The sequence below is a fragment of the Acuticoccus kalidii genome (assembly GCF_021556395.1).
Taxonomy (GTDB): Bacteria; Pseudomonadota; Alphaproteobacteria; order Rhizobiales; family Amorphaceae; genus Acuticoccus; species Acuticoccus kalidii.
In genome coordinates this window covers 166,447-186,290 of the sequence record NZ_JAKGCS010000036.1, presented here as the reverse complement: position 1 = coordinate 186,290, position 19,844 = coordinate 166,447, and the positions used below count along the sequence as shown (strand labels likewise).

The window sequence follows — 19,844 nt, the reverse complement described above, 5'->3', positions numbered from 1 at the left end:
ATGCGACTCGGGACACTCGCCATGGATCCATGGGAGGTGCCTATGCCGCGCTTGTTCACCGCCATCACCCTTCCCGAGGATGTCCGCTTCTGGCTCACCAATCTGCGCGGTGGGCTCCGCGGCGCCCGATATATCGACCCCGAGAATTACCACATCACCCTGCGCTTCATCGGCGACATCGATGAGCGCACCGCCGACGAGGTCGCCTTCGCGCTCGGCAAGATCCGCCGCGCGCCGATCCCGATCCGCCTCACCGGCCTCGGCTCCTTCGGCAACAAGAAGCCGCATTCGGTGTGGGCCCGCGTGGAGCCGTCGCCGGCTTTGTCCGAGCTTCAGGCCGAACAGGAGCGGATCCTCCAGCGGGTCGGCCTCCCCCCGGAAGCGCGCCGCTTCACCCCGCACGTGACGATCGCGCGCCTCAGGGGCACGAGCCCCCGCGAAGTCGCCGACTGGCTCACGATCCGCGGCGGCTTCTCCGCCCCGCCCTTCACGGCCGAGGCGTTCGACCTCCTCTCGTCCAAGGATTCGGTGGGCGGCGGGCCATACATCACCGAGGACCGTTACCCCCTGTCCTTGCCGGAACCGGTCGCCTAAAGGCCGCGCCGGGGCCCCGGCGCACTTCCTCGCAAGGCCTGCCGTTCTCTGGACGGCGGGTCCGCGAAGACGGCGCGCGGTCGCCCGGCGCTCGCCGGGAAAATCACGGCGATCCGCAAGCCCCGCGGCTTGAGGCGTGGGTGTTCTTGAAGCGTGGGGCTGAGCCTCGGCGCGCAACGGACGCGGGGGGATGCCTCGCGGCACCGCCTGCAAAGGCCGAGAGCGGCGCGACGCCGCCGAGATGCGCGGCTCGGTTGGATGAGCCGCCAGCCGCCTCTGTACGCGGCTGAGCAGGGACCGGACGCCACGAGCGCCCGTGCCCTTCGCCGACGATCCGTGCCCGGCCGCCCCTCGGGCGGCCTCGCGGATGCGGCCGCCCGCGTGCGCCGCCCGGCCTCAGCTCTCCGCTTCGCTGAGGCCGAGGACGTTGAGGCTCTGCTGGAAATGCTGCGAGATCGGCGCCGTCACATCGAGCGTGCCGCCCGCCGGATGCGGCAGGCGGATGCGCCGGGCGTGGAGGTGGAGCCGGTTCTGGATGCCCCCCGGCAGCGCCCAATTCTCGATGTTGAAATACTTGCTGTCGCCGATTATCGGCGTTCCCATGTGCGCGGCATGAACGCGGAGCTGATGGGTCCGCCCCGTCACCGGCATCATCTTCAGGAGCGAGAGCTGACCGGAGCGGTCGAGCGTCTCATAGTCGCTGATGGCCCGCTGGGATTCTTTCGTCTTGTCGCGATAGGCGCGCATCTTCTCCCCATCCTCCGGGTCGCGCGCGATCCACGTCGCGATGCGCCCTTCCGGCGGATTGGGATGGCCGCGCACCAGCGCGAGATAGTCCTTGTGCGCGTCGCGGCCCTTGAAGGTTTCGGCGAGATGGGCCGCGGCGGCCCGCGTCAACGCCACGACGAGAACGCCCGTCGTGTCCCGGTCGAGCCGGTGGACGAGGCGCGGCTTGCGGCCTTTGCGGTCGCGCCAGGCCTCCAGCATCCCGTCAATATGGCGCGAGAGGCCCGACCCGCCTTGCACCGCGAGCCCGAACGGCTTGTTGAGGACGACGAGCGCATCGTCCCGGTGGATCACCATCGCATCGAGGCTCGCCCCGTCCCCCTCCGCGCGCGGCGGAGCGGCGGTCTCGGCGACCATGATCGGCGGCAGGCGCACGCTCTGTCCAGCCGACAGCCGCGTCTCGAGCTTGGCCCGCGCACCGTCGACACGGACCTGCCCGGTGCGCACCACCTTCGACAGCGCGCCGAAGGGCACGCTGGGAAATTGCTGGCGCAGCCAACGATCGAGGCGCATCCCCTCGTCGTCCGCCGTCACCTCGACATGACTGACTGCGGGCTTCGCGCCCGCCGCATCCGTTTCGCTCATGACGTGGTCCGTGACAGGCCGACACCGATCGCCGCCCCGCCGATCGCGAGAAACACGGATAGACCGATATAAAGCGCGGCGCGGCCGACCCGGCCTTCCTCGACCATGCGCACGACCTCCAGTGAAAAGGTTGAAAAGGTGGTGAAGCCGCCGAGAAAGCCCGACATCAGCGCGGCGCGCACCATCGGCGTCGCCCACATCGATGAGCCGATCCAGCCGATCAGAACGCCCCCGACGACGTTGACGAAGAGCGTCGCGAGCGGAAAGGCCGGCGAGACCGCCATGCCCGCGACGCCGATCCAGAAGCGGGCGAGCGCCCCCATACCGCCGCCCGCGGCGACGAGGAGGCTCGTGACGAGTGGGCTCACGTCGCGGTGGCGCGGCTGTCGTCCTCGCCCGCGGCCTTTTCCGGCGCGCCGTTCACCTTGGTCCAATGCGCCACGCCCGAATCATAGTCCTTGTCGAGCGTGCCCATCACGCGATCCCAGAACGAGAAGAAGTTCGCATAATTGGTGTTGAAGTGCGCGTGATGCTGGTCGTGAAAGAGCGTGCACACCATCGGCGAGGGAACGCGCGTGATGTCGGACGCGGCGAATTCGAACCCCGAATGGCCGATCATGCCGTTGAAATGATCGTAGAGCCGGTGGGCGATGAGGACGACCGGCGGGATCGGCAGGAAGAGCGGCGCCCAGAGATAATAGCTCTGCATCACGAACGCATCGACCAGCGTGTCGGAGTAGTTCGACCACACCGTCGGCGCGACCGAGCGATGATGGAACTGGTGGTGCTTGTAGAGCGGCGGCCAGTGCATCAGCCGGTGGCCCCAATAGAACCAGGTGTCGAACGCGATGATCGACACGACGAACATCAGCGGCACCGACCACCACGACAAATCCAGCGGTGCGACCAACGTCCAGCCTTTATATTGGAGGAACAACCCGCCCGCGAGACAGAAGCAGGTCGCCGTCAGCGAAATCGCGCTCTGACGGATCTCCTTCCATTTTCGCTTCTCGCCATAGCGCCCTTTCTGGATGCGTCGCTCCGGCGATCGATGCGCGAACCACTGAAAGGCCGCACCGAAGCCGATATAGAGCACGAACGTGACGACGTAGACTGCCGCCCAGAGCGCCAGAAACTCGACGAGTGAGGTCATTTCTCCTCCTTCCTCGGACGGGAGTGATCGTCGCGGGTCGGCGTCGACGCGTCGGCCCTGCGGCGTTCTTCACGCCGTTCCGCCACGATGGCAAGCCGCGCCTTGAAATCACGCTCCTTGCCCCGCTCGGTCGGGCGATAAAAAGTCTGCGGCGTCAGGCCCTCCGGGAAGTAGGCCTGGCCGGAAATGCCGCCTTCGGCATCGTGGTCGTATTCGTATCCTGCGCTGTAACCCTCGTCCTTCATGAGGCGGGTGGGCGCGTTCATGATATGCTTGGGCGGCGCGAGAGACGGCGTCTCCTTCACGAAGCGCCGCGCCGCGCCGTAGGCCTTATAGAGTGCGTTCGATTTCGGCGCGAGGGCGAGATAGACGACGATTTCGGCGAGCGCCAGTTCGCCCTCCGGGGAGCCGAGAAAGTCGTAGGTGTCGCGCGCGGCGATCGCGAGCGTGAGGGCGTGCGGGTCGGCAAGGCCGATATCCTCGGCCGCCATGCGCACGATCCGCCTTGCGAGATAGAGCGGATCCTCGCCCGCGTCGAGCATCCTGGCGAGATAATAAAGAGCGGCATCGGGATCGGAACCGCGCACCGACTTATGGAGCGCGGAGACGAGGTTATAATGCCCGTCCCGGTCCTTGTCGTAGGCCGGGGCGCGGCGTTGCAGGATCGTCTGCAGCGTCTCGGCGTCGATCGTCTCGCCGGGTGCGGCGACTCGGTAGACTTCCTCGGCGAGCGTGAGGGCGGCGCGCCCGTCCCCGTCGGCCATGCGGACGAGGCTCGCCCGCGCGTCGCCCGAGATCGGCAGCGGGCCGCGAACGGCCTCGGCGCGGGCCATCAACTCCTCGATCGCCTCGACGTCGAGCGGCTTGAAGGTGAGCACCTGGGCCCGCGACAAAAGCGCCGAATTCAGCTCGAAGGACGGGTTCTCGGTCGTCGCGCCGACGAGGGTGATCGTGCCGTCTTCCATGACGGGCAGGAAGGCGTCCTGCTGGGCGCGGTTGAAGCGGTGGATCTCGTCGACGAAGAGGAGCGTGCCGCGGCCGATGGCGCGGGCCTGGCGGGCGCGGTCGAACACCTTCTTGAGCTCGGCGACGCCGGTGAAGATCGCCGAGACCTGGATGAACTCCAGCTTGACGTGCGCCGCGAGGAGGCGGGCGAGCGTCGTCTTTCCGGTTCCGGGCGGCCCCCAGAAGATCAGCGAGCCGATATGTTCGGAGCGCAGGATGCGGGTGAGCCGCCCCTCTGGGCCGAGAAGGTGCGGCTGGCCGACGATGTCGGACAGTTTTTCCGGGCGCAGCTCGTCCGCCAGCGGGCGGGGCGCCGCCTTTTCGAGGCCCGCCGCGGCGAAGAGGTTCGTCATCTCAGCCGCCGAGGACGAGACTGAGCTGCTCGCCGTCCCGCTCGATGATGATGTCCCAATAGCGTTCACGCCGCTTGGTGACGTTCTCCAGCGCTGCCGTGTCCTCGATCTGCCAGCCATTCACCTCGCGGACGATGTCGCGGGGGCGCAGGCCCACGCGGCGGGCGATGGTCTGCTCGTCGACCCGTGCGATGACGACGCCCTTCGTCGCCATGTCGAGATTGAGCTCGTCGGCGACCGCGGGCGACAGGTTCATCGCGATGGCGCCGGTGAAGGGGGAACGCCCACCGATGCGGCGCGCGTCCCGCGGCACGGTCTCGGGCGGGACCTCGAGGGCGACGGTGAAGGTCTGAGGCGCCCCGTCGCGCATCACGCCGACCTCGGCCTCCCCCTCGGTGCCGCGCGTGGCGAAGACGTAGCCGAAGGAATCTTCGTCCGCGATGTCGATCCCGTCGATCGAGGTGACGACATCGGCGACGCGCAGGCCGGCATCGGCGGCGGGGCTCTTCGGCAACAGCTCCGAGATCAGCGCGCCGACCGGACGGTCGAGGCCGAGCTGCTCGGCGAGGCGCCGGTCGACGCTTTCGAGCCGGGCACCGAACCAAGGCCGGCTGACATTGCGCCCTTCGCGGGCCGATTCCACGACAATCCTCACCATGTCGACCGGGATCGCGAAGCCGATGCCGTTGGAGCCGCCGGAGCGGGAATAGATCGCCGAGTTGATGCCGACGAGGCGGCCGGCCATGTCGATGAGGGCGCCGCCGGAATTACCGGGATTGATCGCCGCGTCGGTCTGAATGAAGAAGCGCGAATCGGAGACGCCGACCTGGGTGCGGGCGAGCGCGGACACGATGCCTTGCGTCACGGTCTGGCCGACGCCGAACGGGTTGCCGAAGGCGAGCACCAGATCGCCCACCTCGAGCGCCGCCGGATCGCCGAGCGTGACGAAGGGGAACGTCGTCTCCTCCTCGGTCTCGATCTTGAGGACGGCGAGATCGGTGCGCTCGTCCTTCAGGAGGAGAGTCGCGGGATATTCACGATGATCGTTGAAGGCGACGCGGATCTCGCGCGCGCTCCTCACGACATGGGCGTTCGTGACGACGAGCCCGCTCGCATCGACGATGACGCCGGAGCCGAGGACGGAGCCACGCTGCGGCGCGCCGGGCCCTTGGAAGAAGCGGCGCAGGAACGGATCGTTCGGGAAAAGCGCCCGCTCGGCCTCCGGATCGGACGAATGGACGCTGACGACAGCGGGGGCGGTCTGCCGCACGATCGGCGCGAAGCTGAGCGCAATCTCGGTGCGGGATTGGGGCACCTCCTGCGCGAACGCGGGGTGGGCCGTCACGACGAAGGATAGGAAACAAAGAAGCAGCACACGCATGGCCTGCCCCCTGGACTCAATTCACTGGGACGGCCGGACAATGGGATAGGCGGATGATCCGGGCAAGCGCTGTCGCATGACAATCGCGTATTAATTGACCCTCGGCGCCATGTTCAAACGCGGCGCGCGCCCTTCACCCCGGATGGCGGACCACCGGATGGTCGTGAAGGGAAAGGCCGTCATGCTGCATCGGGACGCAATGAAGGACCGCCTCCTCCCGCGCGACCTCGAGGAGGTAGGCGAGAAAACCGAGACCGCCGCGATCGGCGATACCGGCAAGTTCGGTGCACATGCGCTCGACATAGGCTGCGGCATCGGCGCCCGCCAACGGAGGCATTGGGGTAACACAACCGGAATGAGTTTCGTCGAGGTCGTCTCGGAAAGTGGCCACGGTTCTGCCTTTCCTTTCATGAATTCAAGGCTTTGACTGTCTCCCCCGCCTGTGGGGTTCCGCACCCTTCTGTTGTGTCGACCCTCGCTGTTCCCAACCTTGCCACACGCATAATTCCATCACTGGTTGCATATACTAACCGCGGCCAATTTGGCGGATCGCGCATTTTCCAGCTACGGGCCCTTTGCTTTGCTCCGGACAGGTCTCTATGTGCGGTCCGGCGGAAGGGGGATCATTCGCATGAACGTCGTCGTCGTGGAATCTCCGGCCAAGGCCAAGACCATCAACAAATATCTGGGGGACGCCTACCACGTCGTCGCCTCCTATGGACACGTGCGCGACCTGCCGCCGAAGGACGGATCCGTCGACCCGGATCATGATTTCGAAATGGTCTGGCAGGTGGACGCGAAGGCGCAAAAGCGCCTCAACGATCTCGCTCGCGCCGTGAAGGACGCCGATCGCCTCATCCTCGCGACGGACCCGGATCGCGAAGGCGAGGCGATTTCCTGGCACGTCCTCCAGGTGCTGAAAGAGAAGAAGGCGCTGAAATCGCAGCCGGTCGAGCGTGTGGTGTTCAACGCCATCACGAAAAAGGCCGTGCTCGATGCGATGGCCGCGCCGCGGGCGATCGAATCCGATCTCGTCGACGCCTACCGGGCGCGCCGGGCGCTCGACTATCTCGTCGGCTTCAATCTGTCCCCGGTCTTGTGGCGCAAGCTGCCGGGCGCGCGGTCGGCCGGCCGCGTCCAGTCGGTGGCGCTGCGCCTCGTCTGCGACCGAGAGAACGAGATCGAGCGCTTCGTCGCGCAGGAATATTGGTCGGTCATCGCGACGCTCGTGACCCCTTCGGGCGACGCGTTCGAGGCCCGCGTCGCGGTCGTCGACGGCAAGCGGCTCGATCGGCTCGGCATCAAGAACGAGGCGGACGCCACGGCGATCGTCAACCATCTGATGGCGGCCGATTTCACCGTGACCTCGGTCGAGGCGAAGCCGCAAAAGCGCAACCCCTCGCCCCCGTTCACCACGTCGACTTTGCAGCAGGAAGCCTCCCGCAAGCTGGGCTTTTCCTCTGCGCGGACGATGCAGGTCGCGCAAAAGCTCTATGAGGGTGTCGATATCGGTGGCGAGACCGTCGGTCTCATCACGTATATGCGGACCGACGGCGTGCAGATGGCACCGGAGGGGATCGCCTCGATCCGCTCCATCATCGGCAAGCGCTATGGCGAACCCTACCTGCCGGAAAAGCCTCGCTATTATGCGACCAAGGCGAAGAACGCGCAGGAGGCCCACGAGGCGATCCGCCCGACCGACGTGTTCCGCACCCCGGCCGACATCAAGAGCCGCCTCAATGACGACGAGGCGCGCCTTTACGACCTCATCTGGAAGCGCGCCGTGTCGAGCCAGATGGAATCGGCCGAGTTCCAGCGCACCGTCGTCGACATCGACGCCCGCCAAGGCGGCCAGTCGATCGGCCTGCGCGCCAACGGCTCGGTGATGACGTTCGACGGCTTCCTCTCGGTCTATCAGGAAGGCATCGACGATCCTGAGGGTGACGAAGACGGGCGCCTGCCGAAGATCGAGGCGAAGGATCCGTTGAAGCGCGAGGCGGTGAAGCCGTCCCAGCACTTCACCGAGCCGCCGCCGCGCTACACCGAAGCGACGCTCATCAAGAAGATGGAAGAGCTCGGCATCGGCCGCCCGTCGACCTATACGGCGACGCTGTCGACCCTGCGCGATCGCGACTATGTCACGCTCGACAAGAAGCGCCTCATTCCCGGCTCCAAAGGCCGCATCGTGACGGCGTTCCTGGAATCCTTCTTCGAGCGTTATGTCGAATACGGCTTCACCGCCGATCTCGAGGAAAAGCTCGACGCGATCTCCGACGGCCAGCTCGACTGGCGCACGGTCCTGCGCGAGTTCTGGGACGATTTCTCGACCCAGATCGGCCAGGTCATGGAGGTCCGCACCGCCGCCGTCCTCGACGCGCTGAATGACGAGCTCGCCCCGCTCCTCTTCCCGCCGAAGGAAGACGGCTCGAACCCGCGCGCCTGCCCGGCGTGCAGCAACGGCCAGCTCTCTTTGAAGAATGGCCGCTATGGCGCGTTCATCGGCTGCTCGAACTATCCGGAGTGCAACTTCACCCGGCAGCTCGGCGACGATCCGAACCAGGACGCGGCCGCGGCGGAAGGGCCGGTCGTTCTCGGCGTCCATCCCGATACGGGTCTCGAGGTGTCCCTGCGCACGGGTCGCTTCGGCCCCTATGTGCAGATGGAGGCCGCCGAGGGCGAGAAGCCGAAGCGCTCCTCCCTCCCCCGCGGCTGGACGCCCGAAGAGATGACCCTCGATCGCGCCGTCATGCTGATCGATCTGCCGCGCGAGGTCGGCGCACACCCGGAAACGGGCGAGCCGATCCAGGCGGGGCTCGGCCGCTATGGCCCGTTCCTTCTCCATCAGGGGAAGTATGCGAAGCTCGAATCGATCGACGAGGTGTTCGAGATCGGCCTCAACCGCGCGGTGACGCTGATCGCCGAGCGCAAAGAGGGCAAGGGCTTCGGCCGCACGCCGGCGGCGTTGAAGTCGCTCGGTGAGCATCCTTCGGGCGGTGAGATCACCGTGCGCGAGGGTCGTTACGGGCCTTATGTCAACCACGGCAAGGTCAACGCGACGCTGCCGAAGGGGACCGACCCGCAGACCGTGACGCTGGAAGACGCCGTCAAGCTCATCGAGGCGAAGGCCGGCAAGCCGAAGGCGACCCGCAAGACAGCGACGAAGTCGTCGGCCAAAACCACCAAGGCGGCCGGTGAGACCAAGGCGAAGTCGACCAAGGCCGCTGCCGGCAAGACGACGAAGACGGCCGCGAAGAAGGCGCCCGCGAAGCCGAAGGCAGCCGCGAAGAGATCATCGAGCGGCGGGGACGACTGAGTCCCCGCCCGGCTCGATCATCCCGCGCCCGGCCGGGTGCGGGATGATGTCGCGAAGGCGCGTCGTCCCGCTCGGGCGCGGGGACGCTTGAAGCGCAGAGACGCCCGTTCCTCCCCCACGCCGTTATTTCGATCGCGTGGGCCGCGCCTCAGTGTGCGGCCCCCTCTTGCGGCCCGGTCGGCTCGGACAGCGGCTCGCGCCCCATCCGAACGAGGCGCGTGAGGATCGCGCGATAGCGGTGCTGCATCTGATGCGAGCCCCGCGCGAACTCGTGCCGCGCGCGGGCGCCCGCCGTGCCGCCCTCATCGAACCGCTGCAGCGCGATGCGATGCGCGGCCGCGACCGCCTCCACCGTCATCTCTTCGTAGAACACGATCGGAAGGTCGGCCTGCCGCTCCGGGGCGATCAGCGCGTCGAGATCCGGCAGACCGCGCGGGATGAGGGGAATTTGCCCGGCGAGCAAGGCATCGAACACCCGCCGCGGCGTCGCGAAATCCGACTGGGCGACGAGCGAGACCTTGTGGCCGAGCCACTCGCGATAGCGGCTGTCCGGCGACTGGTCGGCGTCGTCGCGCTCGATGCCGGGCTTCCACTCGACGACATCGTTGCCCGGAACGCCGGCCGCGACGGCATCGAGGAAGGCGGTCCGCCAGGGCGCGTTCGGATTGTGATTGAACCGGCCATAGAGGGCATCGCTGCGCGGCGCGCCTTCGGCCTCGTCGAAGATCGCGCGCATGTGGCTGGCGGAGAATTGTCCGCTCGCCATCGGCTCGGCGTCGAGAATGTTGAAGTTCGCGGCGCGCAGATAATGCGCCCGGTAGCCATGCCCCGGAATGACGAAATCGACCGCCTCCGCCATCCTGAGATTTTCGGCATATTCGCGGTGATTGTCGCGCAGATAGAGGCCGATGACGGCCTCGGGAAGCCGCGCACGGGCCTCGGCGAGCTGGCGGTAGAAGTCCGGCCCCTGGAAGAAGAGATGCCCGGTGAGGAGGATGAGGTCCGCGTCCGCGCCGGCGAACACGTCCTGCAAGGGCACCGGCTTGAAGGTGACGCCCACACTCTTGCCGAGGAAGCCGAAATTGCCGGGCGCGATCCGAACCGTCTCGCGCGCCATGACCGCCTGGAGGCGGCGCCGGGCATCGTGGGCCGCGGCCGACTTCGCGGCGAGGCGGTCGGGCGCCTCGGCGTCCCAGACGAAGCCGTCGAGCGCCGTCTCGACGTCGGCGACGCGCTCGGCCATGTCCTGTTCGGGGACCTCCTGTTCGGGGACCGCAGCGGGCGCGCTGTCCGGCTGCGCCGGCGCGACGGGGGCCGACACGCGCTCTTCGGCCGCGTCGTCGCGGACGAAGACGCTGTTGGCGTTGGTGCGGAAGGCGAGACGATAGCCGCGGCCGAGAAGGAGCGTGTAGATCGGCGAGGCCTCGGCGGCGGCAAAATCGAAGTCCGGATCGGGGACGATCAGATAACGGGGCCGCCGGGCCTTGAGGTCGAGCCCTTCGAGAACCGGCCGCGCGAGCGCGCCGATCGCAAGGTTCATCACGTCGATCGGCTCGCCGGGAAACACATGCATGTCGAGGATCGTATCGAGCCGCACCGCCTCGATCTCGACCTCGCTCGGCCGGTCGTCCGTCTCCTCGAGACGGGTCGCGTCCCAGGCACCGTCATCGAACAGGGGCACGGTCACGGTGCCCGCCTCGGGGGCGATCGCGACGTTGAGGTTGAGGTCGTTCGGCCGATAGCGATCGAACAGCTCACAGAAGCCGGGCGCGGCGTCGATATTGATGCCCGTCCAGCCTCGCTCCGCGAAAAGTGCAGTCTTTGAGTGTCGATAAGGGTGATGGGCGCCGACATCGACATAGAATCCGGTGGACGGATTGCCGAGCGCGTCGAGGATCAGCCGATCCTCGCCGCCCCGCGAAAAAGATCGTTGAAGATTGAGCCGCGCCAACTCGCGGGGATCATCGAATATGGTCATCGTATTGATTGGAACGCCTCACGAACAAACACTGCGGGCGGTCGCCCGGAGTCGTCGCCCGAGTCGATTGGGCGAGGAACGTGGCCGGGAGATCGGATATCGGTCCCACGTGGATAGGATGCTCAGCCCGGTTACGCCAGAGGGTTTGCTACACATCAGCTATCATCGGCTCTCGCAGTTTCGGACATTCGGCACCGATTCGCCAAATCCGCCGACCTGCCCGCGCCATATCTCATAAATTCGGAGAATTGTCGGGCGCGAGTGTGATGGCCCGTCCCGATGCGGACATGATTTCGGCACGCGCCTATCGCATGGAAAACCCAGGCTCGGCGCGCCCAAATGATCGTCGGAGGCGATCGTGCCCGCGGTGTCGTGGCGCCCGACTCGCACCATGTGACGCGGATGGTTGAAGGGTGCCATACTGCGCCCAATCGTTTGGTGATTGCGCAAGGGCGAGATTCCTCGCTAAACGCGTGCTTCTTTTTGCGAAGATCGACTGCCCACCGGCGGCCTCGAGCGTCGTATCTGGCGGACGAAGTTGGAGATTATCCGTGAAGCGAAATTTCGTGGCACTCGACGGAAGCGATTTCGAGGTCAATGTCGACGAGCCGGGCGACTTCGATTCCGTCTTCTTCCTGTCCGTGCACAAGGCCGGGTCGACGCTCCTGCAGCGCATGGTGAGCGACATCTGCCGCAGCGGCAATCGCGCCCTCATCGAGCTCGAGCCCGATCTCTTCCGCCATGGCGTGGTGCTCGGCGACTGTCCGCTCGAGGCGGCGATGCTTCTCGAAATGCGCGGCTACGCCTTCGGTGGGTTCCGCTCCCCCTGGCTCCTGCCGTTCGTGCGACAATATCGCGAGAACCAGAAGCTCCTCCTCGTCCGCGATCCGCGCGATATCGCGGTGTCCTATTATTTCTCGATGGCGAAGAGCCACGCGCTGCCGAAACAGGGCACGGCACGCGAGGCCGTCCTTGCGCTGCGGGAGACGGCGCTGGCCGAGGAGCTGTCGGAATACGTCCTCAAGGGTAAGGTGAACCCGGTGATCGCGAACCTGACGACGTTCGTGAAGCATGCCGAGCTCTACCCGAACATGGACATCGTTCGTTACGAGGACATCATCTTCGACAAGGAATCGCTCTTCGACAAAATCTGCAGCATGTGCGCCCTCCAATTGCCGCCGGAGGAGCGTGCGCGGATCGTCAAGAAGCACGATATCCGCCCGACCGAGGAAAATCCCGGCGCCCACGTGCGCCAGGTGACGCCGGGCAATTATAAGAAGCATCTGTCGCCCGAAGCCGAAGGCTATCTGACCGAGCGCTTCCATCCCGTGATGAAGACCCTCGGCTATATCTGAGCCGTGGCGGTCCCGCCCGTGCGGGCGCCCCACGCGACGACCGGCCGCCGACGGGGCGGCCCTGCGATGACACGGCGCCTTATGCGCGGAGAGCCAAGGATGCGCCTTTCGTGACGACCACCGCCGAGCCGCCGTTTCGCTCCTCGCGTTACACGACGGGGGCGATCCTCCTTCATTGGCTGATCGCGCTCCTCGTCCTCGCCCAGATCGCGGGCGGCTACGCCATGACCGACATCCTGCAGGAGGGGTCGGCGACGCAGTACGACGTGTTCCAGCTGCACAAGAGCCTCGGCATCACGATCCTCGTCCTGACGCTCGCCCGCATCCTCTGGCGGTTTTTCAATCCGCCCCCGGCGATGCCCGCTTCGGTGAGCCGGTTGGAGCGCGGCCTCGCCCGACTCGTGCATGTCGTGTTCTACGCGCTCCTTCTCGTTATTCCGCTCTCGGGCTGGGTCTTGATCAGCGCCTCGCCGGTCGATGTCGACACGGTCCTTTTCTTCCAGGAGGCGCTGCCCTGGCCGAATCTGCCCGGTTTCGGCGGCTTCTCGGCCGAGACGCAGAACGCCTTTGTCGGCACCGTCGGTGATGTGCACGCAACGCTCGCCTACGCCGTCGCGCTTCTCGTGGTTTTGCATATCGTCGGCGCGGTGAAACATCAGTTCGCCGAGCGCGGCTATCTTGCGCGGATGTGGCCGGTCTCGCGCGGCGATGGTCCGCGCCGTGCTTTCGGCCATTTCACGACGATCGCCCTTCCCCTTCTCTTCGTCGCGATCATGGTGGCGATCGCGACCCAGCTGCGACCGTCCGACACGCCGTCGGGCCTTGCGTCCTCCGGTCCGGCCGCGGTCGGCGAGGCCGGCTCGAACACGTGGACGCTGGTTCCAGAAACGAGCCTCGTCACGTTCTCCTTCACCTTCCAGGGGGCGGAGGTGAAGGGCGCGATCGGCAGCTTCTCCGCCGATATCGTGTTCGACGAGAGCGATCTCCCCGGCTCCCATATCGCGGCCGCCTTCGACCTATCGAGCGCCAGCATCGAGGGAACGGCGGTGACGAAAAATCAGCTCCTCGGCGCCGACGGCCTCGCGGTGGAGACCGATCCGGTCGCCCGTTTCGAGGCCGACACGATCAACGCCGTCTCAGGCGATTCCTACATTGCGCAAGGCACGCTGACCTTGCGCGGCAAGGCCGTTCCTGTGTCCCTGCCCTTCACGCTCGCGATCGCGGACGGGGCGGCGGTCGCCGACGGGTCGGTTTCGCTCGATCGAACCACCTTCGATATCGGCGTGAAGAACGATCCCGACGGCTCGTGGATCGCGCCCGAAGTGATTGTCAGGGTCCACATCGAAGCGCTAAATGAAGCGCAAAGCGGCAAAAACGGCCGTTGAGGATACTGCTCACCGACTTGTGCGCTTCAGACCCGCCCTTATATCTGACCCGGTGCGGAGGTTGTCGCCCTCCGAGTTGTGAGCCACTGAAACCGGGGGCCGGTTCCGCGACACTCGGGACGCCTGAGGGGTCCCACCGGTCCGCCATGAAGGAGAACCCATGAGCAAAGTCATCGGCATTGACTTGGGCACCACCAATTCGTGCGTCGCGGTGATGGACGGCAAGAATGCCAAAGTCATCGAGAATGCCGAGGGGATGCGCACGACGCCGTCGATGGTCGCGTTCACCGAAGACGGTGAACGCCTCGTCGGCCAGCCGGCCAAACGCCAGGCCGTCACGAACCCGGAAAACACGCTGTTCGCCGTCAAGCGCCTGATCGGCCGTCGGTACGACGATCCGACCGTCGCGAAGGACAAGGGGATCGTGCCCTTCACGATCACCAAGGCCGACAATGGCGACGCCTGGGTCGAATCGCGCGGCAAGAGCTATTCGCCGAGCCAGATCTCTGCCTTCATCCTGCAGAAGATGAAGGAGACCGCCGAGTCCTATCTCGGCGAGACGGTGACGCAGGCCGTCATCACGGTTCCGGCCTACTTCAACGACAGCCAGCGCCAAGCCACCAAGGACGCCGGCAAGATCGCCGGGCTCGAGGTGCTCCGCATCATCAACGAGCCGACGGCGGCCGCCCTCGCCTACGGTCTCGACAAGACCGAGGGCAAGACGATCGCCGTGTACGATCTCGGCGGCGGCACGTTCGACGTGTCGATCCTTGAGATCGGCGACGGCGTGTTCGAGGTGAAGTCGACGAACGGCGACACGTTCCTCGGCGGTGAGGATTTCGATATCCGCATCCTCGATTATCTCGCCGACGAGTTCAAAAAAGAGCAGGGCATCGACCTGCGCAAGGACAAGCTCGCCCTTCAGCGGCTCAAGGAAGCCGCCGAGAAGGCCAAGATCGAGCTGTCGTCCGCGACGCAGACCGAGGTGAACCTCCCGTTCATCACGGCCGACCAGACCGGCCCGAAGCACCTCACCATGAAGCTCTCGCGCTCGAAGCTCGAGCAGCTCGTCGAGGATCTCGTCGAGCGTACGATGGGCCCGTGTCGTGCGGCGCTGAAGGATGCCGAGCTCTCCGCCGGTCAGATCGACGAGGTCGTCCTCGTCGGCGGCATGACGCGCATGCCGAAGATCCAGGAGAAGGTGAAGGCCTTCTTCGGCAAGGAGCCCCACAAGGGCGTGAACCCGGACGAGGTCGTCGCGATCGGCGCCGCGATCCAGGGCGGCGTGCTCCAGGGTGACGTGAAGGACGTGCTCCTTCTCGACGTGACCCCGCTGTCGCTCGGCATTGAGACGCTCGGCGGTGTCTTCACCCGCCTGATCGACCGCAACACCACGATCCCGACGAAGAAGTCCCAGGTCTTCTCGACCGCCGAGGACTCGCAGTCGGCGGTGACGATCCGCGTCTTCCAGGGTGAGCGCGAGATGGCGGCCGACAACAAGATGCTCGGCCAGTTCGATCTCGTCGGGATCCCGCCCGCCCCGCGCGGCGTGCCCCAGATCGAGGTGACGTTCGATATCGACGCCAACGGCATCGTGAACGTCTCCGCAAAGGACAAGGGCACCGGCAAGGAGCAGCAGATCCGGATCCAGGCTTCGGGCGGTCTCTCCGACTCCGACATCGAGCAGATGGTGAAGGACGCCGAAAGCCACGCGGAAGACGACAAGAAGCGTCGTTCGCTGGTGGAGGCCCGCAACCAGGCGGAGGCCCTCATCCACTCGACCGAGAAGATGCTGTCGGAAAATGGCGACAAGATCGCCGCGTCCGACAAGTCGACGGTCGAGGCGGCGGTCGCCGACCTCAAGACAGCCCTCGAAGGCGACGATCCGGCCGCGATCGAGCAGCGTACGCAGGCCCTTGCCCAGGCTTCGATGAAGCTCGGCGAGGCGATGTACGCCTCCAGCGACGCCGGTGGTGACGATGCCGGACCGGACGCCGGCGCCGGCCAGCAACAGGACGATGTTGTTGACGCGGACTTCGAAGAGGTCCAGGACGACGAGCAGAAGCGCTCAGCGTAACCATCGCCAAGGGCCGCGTGGCTAACCCGCGCGGCCCTTTCCACGACGTACCGGCGCCCAGGCGCCTTTCATTTTTCAAACTCCATGGCATCCACTGAAAAGCGCGATTATTACGATCTCCTCGGCGTACCACGGTCGGTGGACGAGAAGACGCTGAAGTCCGCCTATCGCAAGCTCGCCATGCAGTACCATCCCGACCGGAATCCGGGGGATGTCGAGGCCGAGATCACCTTCAAGGAGGTGACGGAGGCCTACGAAGTGCTGCGCGACCCGCAGAAGCGCGCCGCTTATGACCGCTTCGGCCACGCCGCCTTCGACGGGCGTGCCGGCGCTGGTGGTCCGGGCTTCGGCACCGATTTCGCCTCCGCGATGTCGGACATCTTCGACGAGTTCTTCGGCGGAAGCGGGCGCGGAAGCCGCGCGGGCGGCCGTCAGCGCGGTTCGGACCTGCGCTACAATCTCGAGATCTCCCTGGAAGACGCCTTCAACGGCAAGACGGTCGAGATCAAAGTGCCGACCTCGGCGACGTGCGAGGTGTGCGAGGGCTCGGGCGCGGAACCCGGATCGAGCCCGGTCACCTGCCCGACCTGCTCCGGCACGGGCCGCATCCGCGTCGCGCAAGGCTTCTTCACCCTGGAACGCACCTGTGTCGCCTGCCAAGGGCGGGGAACCGTCGTCCGCGATCCGTGCCACAATTGCGGCGGGGCGGGACGTGTCGCCCAGGAACGCGACCTGTCCGTCAACATTCCGGCCGGCATCGAAGACGGCACGCGGATCCGCCTCGCCGGGGAAGGCGAAGCGGGCCTGATGGGCGGCCCGTCCGGCGATCTCTACATTTTCCTGTCGCTCCGCGCGCACGACTTTTTCGAGCGCGAGGGAGCCGATCTTTATTGCCGTGTGCCGATCTCGATGGCGCGCGCGGCGCTCGGCGGCTCGATCGAGGTGCCTTCGATCGACGGCGAGAAGTCGCGCGTGAAGATCCCCGAGGCGACGCAGACCGGCCGACAGTTCCGTTTGCGCGGCAAAGGCATGCCTGTGATGCGATCGAGCCAAAAAGGCGATATGTTCATCCAGGTCGTGGTTGAGACCCCCCAGAATCTCACGCGCCGTCAGCGTGAGTTGCTCACCGAGTTCGAGGAGTTGTCATCGACGGAGAACCATCCGGAAAGTCACGGGTTCTTCTCCAGAGCTAAAGAGTTCTTTGACAATCTCAGCCAATAGCGTTTGTTGCTTTCGCGCCATGACGGCGCTGCCTCGGAGCCCTTCACATGATCGAAACCGCCCGCCAACGTGCCAAGGACATGCAATTGCGCCTGTCGGCCGAAATTCAGGCGCTTCGGAAAAGGCCGCTGGCCGGTGGTGACAAGGGAACGAGACGGCGGGAGCTCACGCTGCTCAACGAGCTGCGTGCCCGCGCCCGCCGAACCGAGTCGGACCTCGAACCGATCAGCCGTCGCCGGCAGGTTTTGCGGAACATCCAGCTTCGCTTGGTCGACGAGGCGCGCTTCCTGCGCAACTGGGCCGGCAACCCGCTGAAAACCGGCGCGGTCGCTCCCTCCGGGCAGGAGCTGTCGCGGCTGATGGCCCATTATGTCGAGGCCGAGCATCCGGGCGTGATCGTGGAACTCGGGCCGGGCACCGGCGCGGTGACCCAGGCACTCCTCGAGCGCGGCGTGCCGGCCGAACGGCTCGTCCTCATCGAATATTCGCCCGACTTCTGCGAGCTGCTGCGCGAGCGCTTCCCCGGCGCGACCGTCGTCAACGGCAACGCCTACGCGCTCAGCGACACGATGGCCGAGCTCGGCAACCCGCCGATCGCCTCGGTCATCTCCGGCCTTCCCCTCTTCACACGTCCGCTGCCGGAGCGTGAGCGGCTGCTCGCCGATGCGATGCGGCTGATGCACCCCGGCGCGCCGTTCATCCAGTTCTCCTACGCGCTCGTGCCGCCGGTGAAGCGGATGGTCGGTGCCACCTTCTCGACGTCGCGATGGGTTCTCGCGAACCTGCCGCCGGCGCGCGTGTGGCTCTATCGCGCCGTCGTCGAGCGCTCCTCGATCGCCGCCTGACGACGAGCGACCAGGCCGGCGCCGACAGGCGCCTGCAGACCGGCGCTCATCGCCTTCCTCCGAACACCTGCGGCAACGCCGTACCATGCGACGCGACGCCGATGCCTCCCCTCACCCGTGCGCGTGCGCGGCCGGCGGGCCGTCATGGGCATGGTCGGCCGGATCGCCGTGACCGAACACCCGACGATCGACGCACGGATGGGCGGCGCATTCGAGCTCCAGCGTCGCGTGGTCGATGCCGAAGCGCTCCGCGAGCATCGCCTTAACGTCCGCCTTGATCGCATCGGCGCGCGTCCACGCGCCCTCCGCGATCACGAGATGGGCGTCGAGCGCCGTCTCGTGCTCCCCCATCATCCAGATGTGCGTATGGTGGACGTCGGTCACGCCGTCGACCACCCGCACCGCGTCGACGACATCCTCCGACGCCGTGTCGGGCGGACTGCCGAGCATCAGGACGCGGATCACGCCGCCGATCTCGCTGAAGGCCTGCCACAGGATATAACCGGCGATCATCAAGGTCACGAGCGGGTCGACGATCTGCCAGCCGAACAGGATGATCAGCGTGCCGGCGATGATGACGCCGATCGAGCCGAGCGCGTCGGCGACATTGTGCAGGAAGGCGGCGCGGATGTTCACGCTCGATTTCGCCATCGAGAAGGTGAGCAGCGCCGTCACCACATCGATCACCAGCGCGATCCCGGCGATCACGACGATCATCCAGCCGACCACCGGTTCGGGCTCGAAAAAGCGAAGCACCGCCTCGTAGACGAGATAGAGGCCGATCACGATCAACGTCGTGTAGTTGATCAGCGCGGCGACGACCTCGGCCCGGCCATACCCGAACGTCATGTCGGAATTGGCCGGCCGCCGCGCGATCTTGCGCGCGCCGAACGCGATGACGAGGGAGATCGCATCGGAAAAATTGTGCAGCGCGTCGGCGATCAGCGACAGGCTGCCGGCGAGAACGCCGCCGATCACCTGCGCAACCGTCAGCGCCAGGTTGACGATCACCGCGAGCGCGACGCGGCGATCCCCGGCGTCCGGGTCAACGTGATGGTGGTGCCCGTGGCTCATGTCATCGCCTTCCATCCTCTCGGAGGGAGCGCGGCGCCTCAAAAGCCGAGCCGCGGCGCGCCGTCCGAGACCAAAGATCGCATCCGCCCGTGCGCTGCCGCAACCCGCCGCATCCGGCGCCCCTGCCCCGCGTTGCGCGCCTTGCGCTCCCGAACCATATGTCGAGCACACAAGCAGGAATCCTATGACCAACACCACTGAAGCGACATGGCACGGCACCACGATCCTCACCGTCCGCAAAGGCGGCAAGGTCGTGATCGCGGGTGACGGCCAGGTCTCCATGGGCGCGACCGTGATCAAGGGCACGGCCCGCAAGGTGCGCACCCTCGGCAAGGGCGACGTGATCGCCGGGTTCGCCGGTGCGACCGCGGATGCCTTCACCCTGCTCGAACGGCTCGAGGCCAAGCTCGAACAGCATTCCGGCCAGCTCATGCGCGCCGCCGTCGAACTCGCCAAGGACTGGAGGACCGACCGTTATCTGCGCCATCTTGAGGCGATGATGATCGTGGCCGACAAGCACGAGACGCTCGTCATCACCGGCAACGGGGACGTGCTCCAGCCGGAGAACGGCATCGCGGGCATCGGCTCGGGCGGCCTTTACGCCCTCTCCGCCGCGCGCGCGCTCGCCGACACGGATATGAGCGCCGAAGAGATCGCGCGTCGCGCGATGGCGATCGCCGCCGAAATCTGCGTCTACACCAATGACCAACTCATCGTCGAAAGCCTTGATGAGGCTTGA

The 19,844-nt window shown here is 66.3% G+C and carries 16 protein-coding genes; 8 read left to right on the top strand and 8 right to left on the bottom strand.

Going from position 1 to position 19,844, the window contains the following annotated elements; genetic code table 11:
- Window positions 1–42 precede the first annotated feature (42 nt).
- Window positions 43–594, top strand: coding sequence for an RNA 2',3'-cyclic phosphodiesterase (gene thpR / locus L1787_RS21840; RefSeq protein WP_235711228.1), 552 nt, complete (start codon window positions 43–45; stop codon window positions 592–594).
- 396 nt (window positions 595–990) lie between these two features.
- Here thpR and L1787_RS21835 read toward each other — a convergent pair whose 3' ends face one another.
- From L1787_RS21835 to L1787_RS21810, 6 genes are all read right to left on the bottom strand, one after another.
- Window positions 991–1,965 carry an RluA family pseudouridine synthase gene (locus tag L1787_RS21835; RefSeq protein WP_235711227.1) on the bottom strand — a complete coding sequence of 325 codons (975 nt, stop codon included), beginning with the start codon at window positions 1,963–1,965 and terminating at the stop codon, window positions 991–993.
- Complete coding sequence (locus L1787_RS21830; protein WP_235711226.1) at window positions 1,962–2,333, bottom strand: fluoride efflux transporter FluC; 372 nt, start codon at window positions 2,331–2,333, stop codon at window positions 1,962–1,964. Before L1787_RS21830 ends, L1787_RS21835 begins: the two co-directional genes overlap by 4 nt.
- Window positions 2,330–3,118 (bottom strand): sterol desaturase family protein, encoded by a 789-nt coding sequence (locus L1787_RS21825; RefSeq protein ID WP_235711225.1) that lies wholly within the window; start codon window positions 3,116–3,118, stop codon window positions 2,330–2,332. The genes L1787_RS21830 and L1787_RS21825 overlap by 4 nt, the downstream gene beginning before the upstream one ends.
- The gene (locus L1787_RS21820) at window positions 3,115–4,476 is read right to left on the bottom strand and encodes a replication-associated recombination protein A (protein WP_235711224.1); all 1,362 of its coding nucleotides are present in this window, start codon (window positions 4,474–4,476) and stop codon (window positions 3,115–3,117) included. The genes L1787_RS21825 and L1787_RS21820 overlap by 4 nt, the downstream gene beginning before the upstream one ends.
- Before the next feature lies 1 nt (window position 4,477).
- A complete protein-coding gene (locus L1787_RS21815) occupies window positions 4,478–5,857 on the bottom strand; it encodes a Do family serine endopeptidase (protein WP_235711223.1) in 1,380 nt (459 codons plus the stop codon).
- A 133-nt stretch (window positions 5,858–5,990) separates the two neighbouring features.
- Entirely contained in the window at window positions 5,991–6,194 is a 204-nt protein-coding gene (locus L1787_RS21810; RefSeq protein WP_235711222.1) for a hypothetical protein, read from the bottom strand.
- 294 nt (window positions 6,195–6,488) lie between these two features.
- Here L1787_RS21810 and topA point away from each other — a divergent pair, with 294 nt between their 5' ends.
- Window positions 6,489–9,170 (top strand): type I DNA topoisomerase, encoded by a 2,682-nt coding sequence (topA, locus tag L1787_RS21805; RefSeq protein WP_235711221.1) that lies wholly within the window; start codon window positions 6,489–6,491, stop codon window positions 9,168–9,170.
- Window positions 9,171–9,318: 148 nt separating this feature from the next.
- Here topA and L1787_RS21800 read toward each other — a convergent pair whose 3' ends face one another.
- Window positions 9,319–11,148, bottom strand: a complete 1,830-nt coding sequence (locus L1787_RS21800) for an FkbM family methyltransferase (RefSeq protein ID WP_235711220.1) — start codon at window positions 11,146–11,148, stop codon at window positions 9,319–9,321.
- A 551-nt stretch (window positions 11,149–11,699) separates the two neighbouring features.
- On the opposite strand from L1787_RS21800, the gene L1787_RS21795 reads away from it, so the two are divergent.
- From L1787_RS21795 to L1787_RS21775, 5 genes are all read left to right on the top strand, one after another.
- On the top strand, window positions 11,700–12,503 hold the full coding sequence (locus L1787_RS21795) for a sulfotransferase domain-containing protein (RefSeq protein ID WP_235711219.1): 804 nt from the start codon (window positions 11,700–11,702) through the stop codon (window positions 12,501–12,503).
- Between the two features lie 110 nt (window positions 12,504–12,613).
- A complete protein-coding gene (locus L1787_RS21790) occupies window positions 12,614–13,888 on the top strand; it encodes a cytochrome b/b6 domain-containing protein (protein ID WP_235711218.1) in 1,275 nt (424 codons plus the stop codon).
- A 160-nt stretch (window positions 13,889–14,048) separates the two neighbouring features.
- Window positions 14,049–15,965: a molecular chaperone DnaK gene (gene dnaK / locus L1787_RS21785; RefSeq protein WP_235711217.1), complete on the top strand. Its 1,917-nt coding sequence runs from the start codon at window positions 14,049–14,051 to the stop codon at window positions 15,963–15,965.
- Window positions 15,966–16,049: 84 nt separating this feature from the next.
- Window positions 16,050–17,186, top strand: coding sequence for a molecular chaperone DnaJ (dnaJ, locus tag L1787_RS21780; RefSeq protein ID WP_235711216.1), 1,137 nt, complete (start codon window positions 16,050–16,052; stop codon window positions 17,184–17,186).
- 47 nt (window positions 17,187–17,233) lie between these two features.
- Entirely contained in the window at window positions 17,234–18,031 is a 798-nt protein-coding gene (locus tag L1787_RS21775) for a class I SAM-dependent methyltransferase (RefSeq protein ID WP_369415125.1), read from the top strand.
- A gap of 111 nt (window positions 18,032–18,142) precedes the next feature.
- On the opposite strand, the gene L1787_RS21770 is transcribed toward L1787_RS21775, so the two are convergent.
- Window positions 18,143–19,105, bottom strand: coding sequence for a cation diffusion facilitator family transporter (locus L1787_RS21770; protein ID WP_235711215.1), 963 nt, complete (start codon window positions 19,103–19,105; stop codon window positions 18,143–18,145).
- A gap of 184 nt (window positions 19,106–19,289) precedes the next feature.
- Between L1787_RS21770 and hslV the strand changes: the two genes are divergently transcribed.
- Entirely contained in the window at window positions 19,290–19,844 is a 555-nt protein-coding gene (gene hslV / locus L1787_RS21765; protein WP_235711214.1) for an ATP-dependent protease subunit HslV, read from the top strand.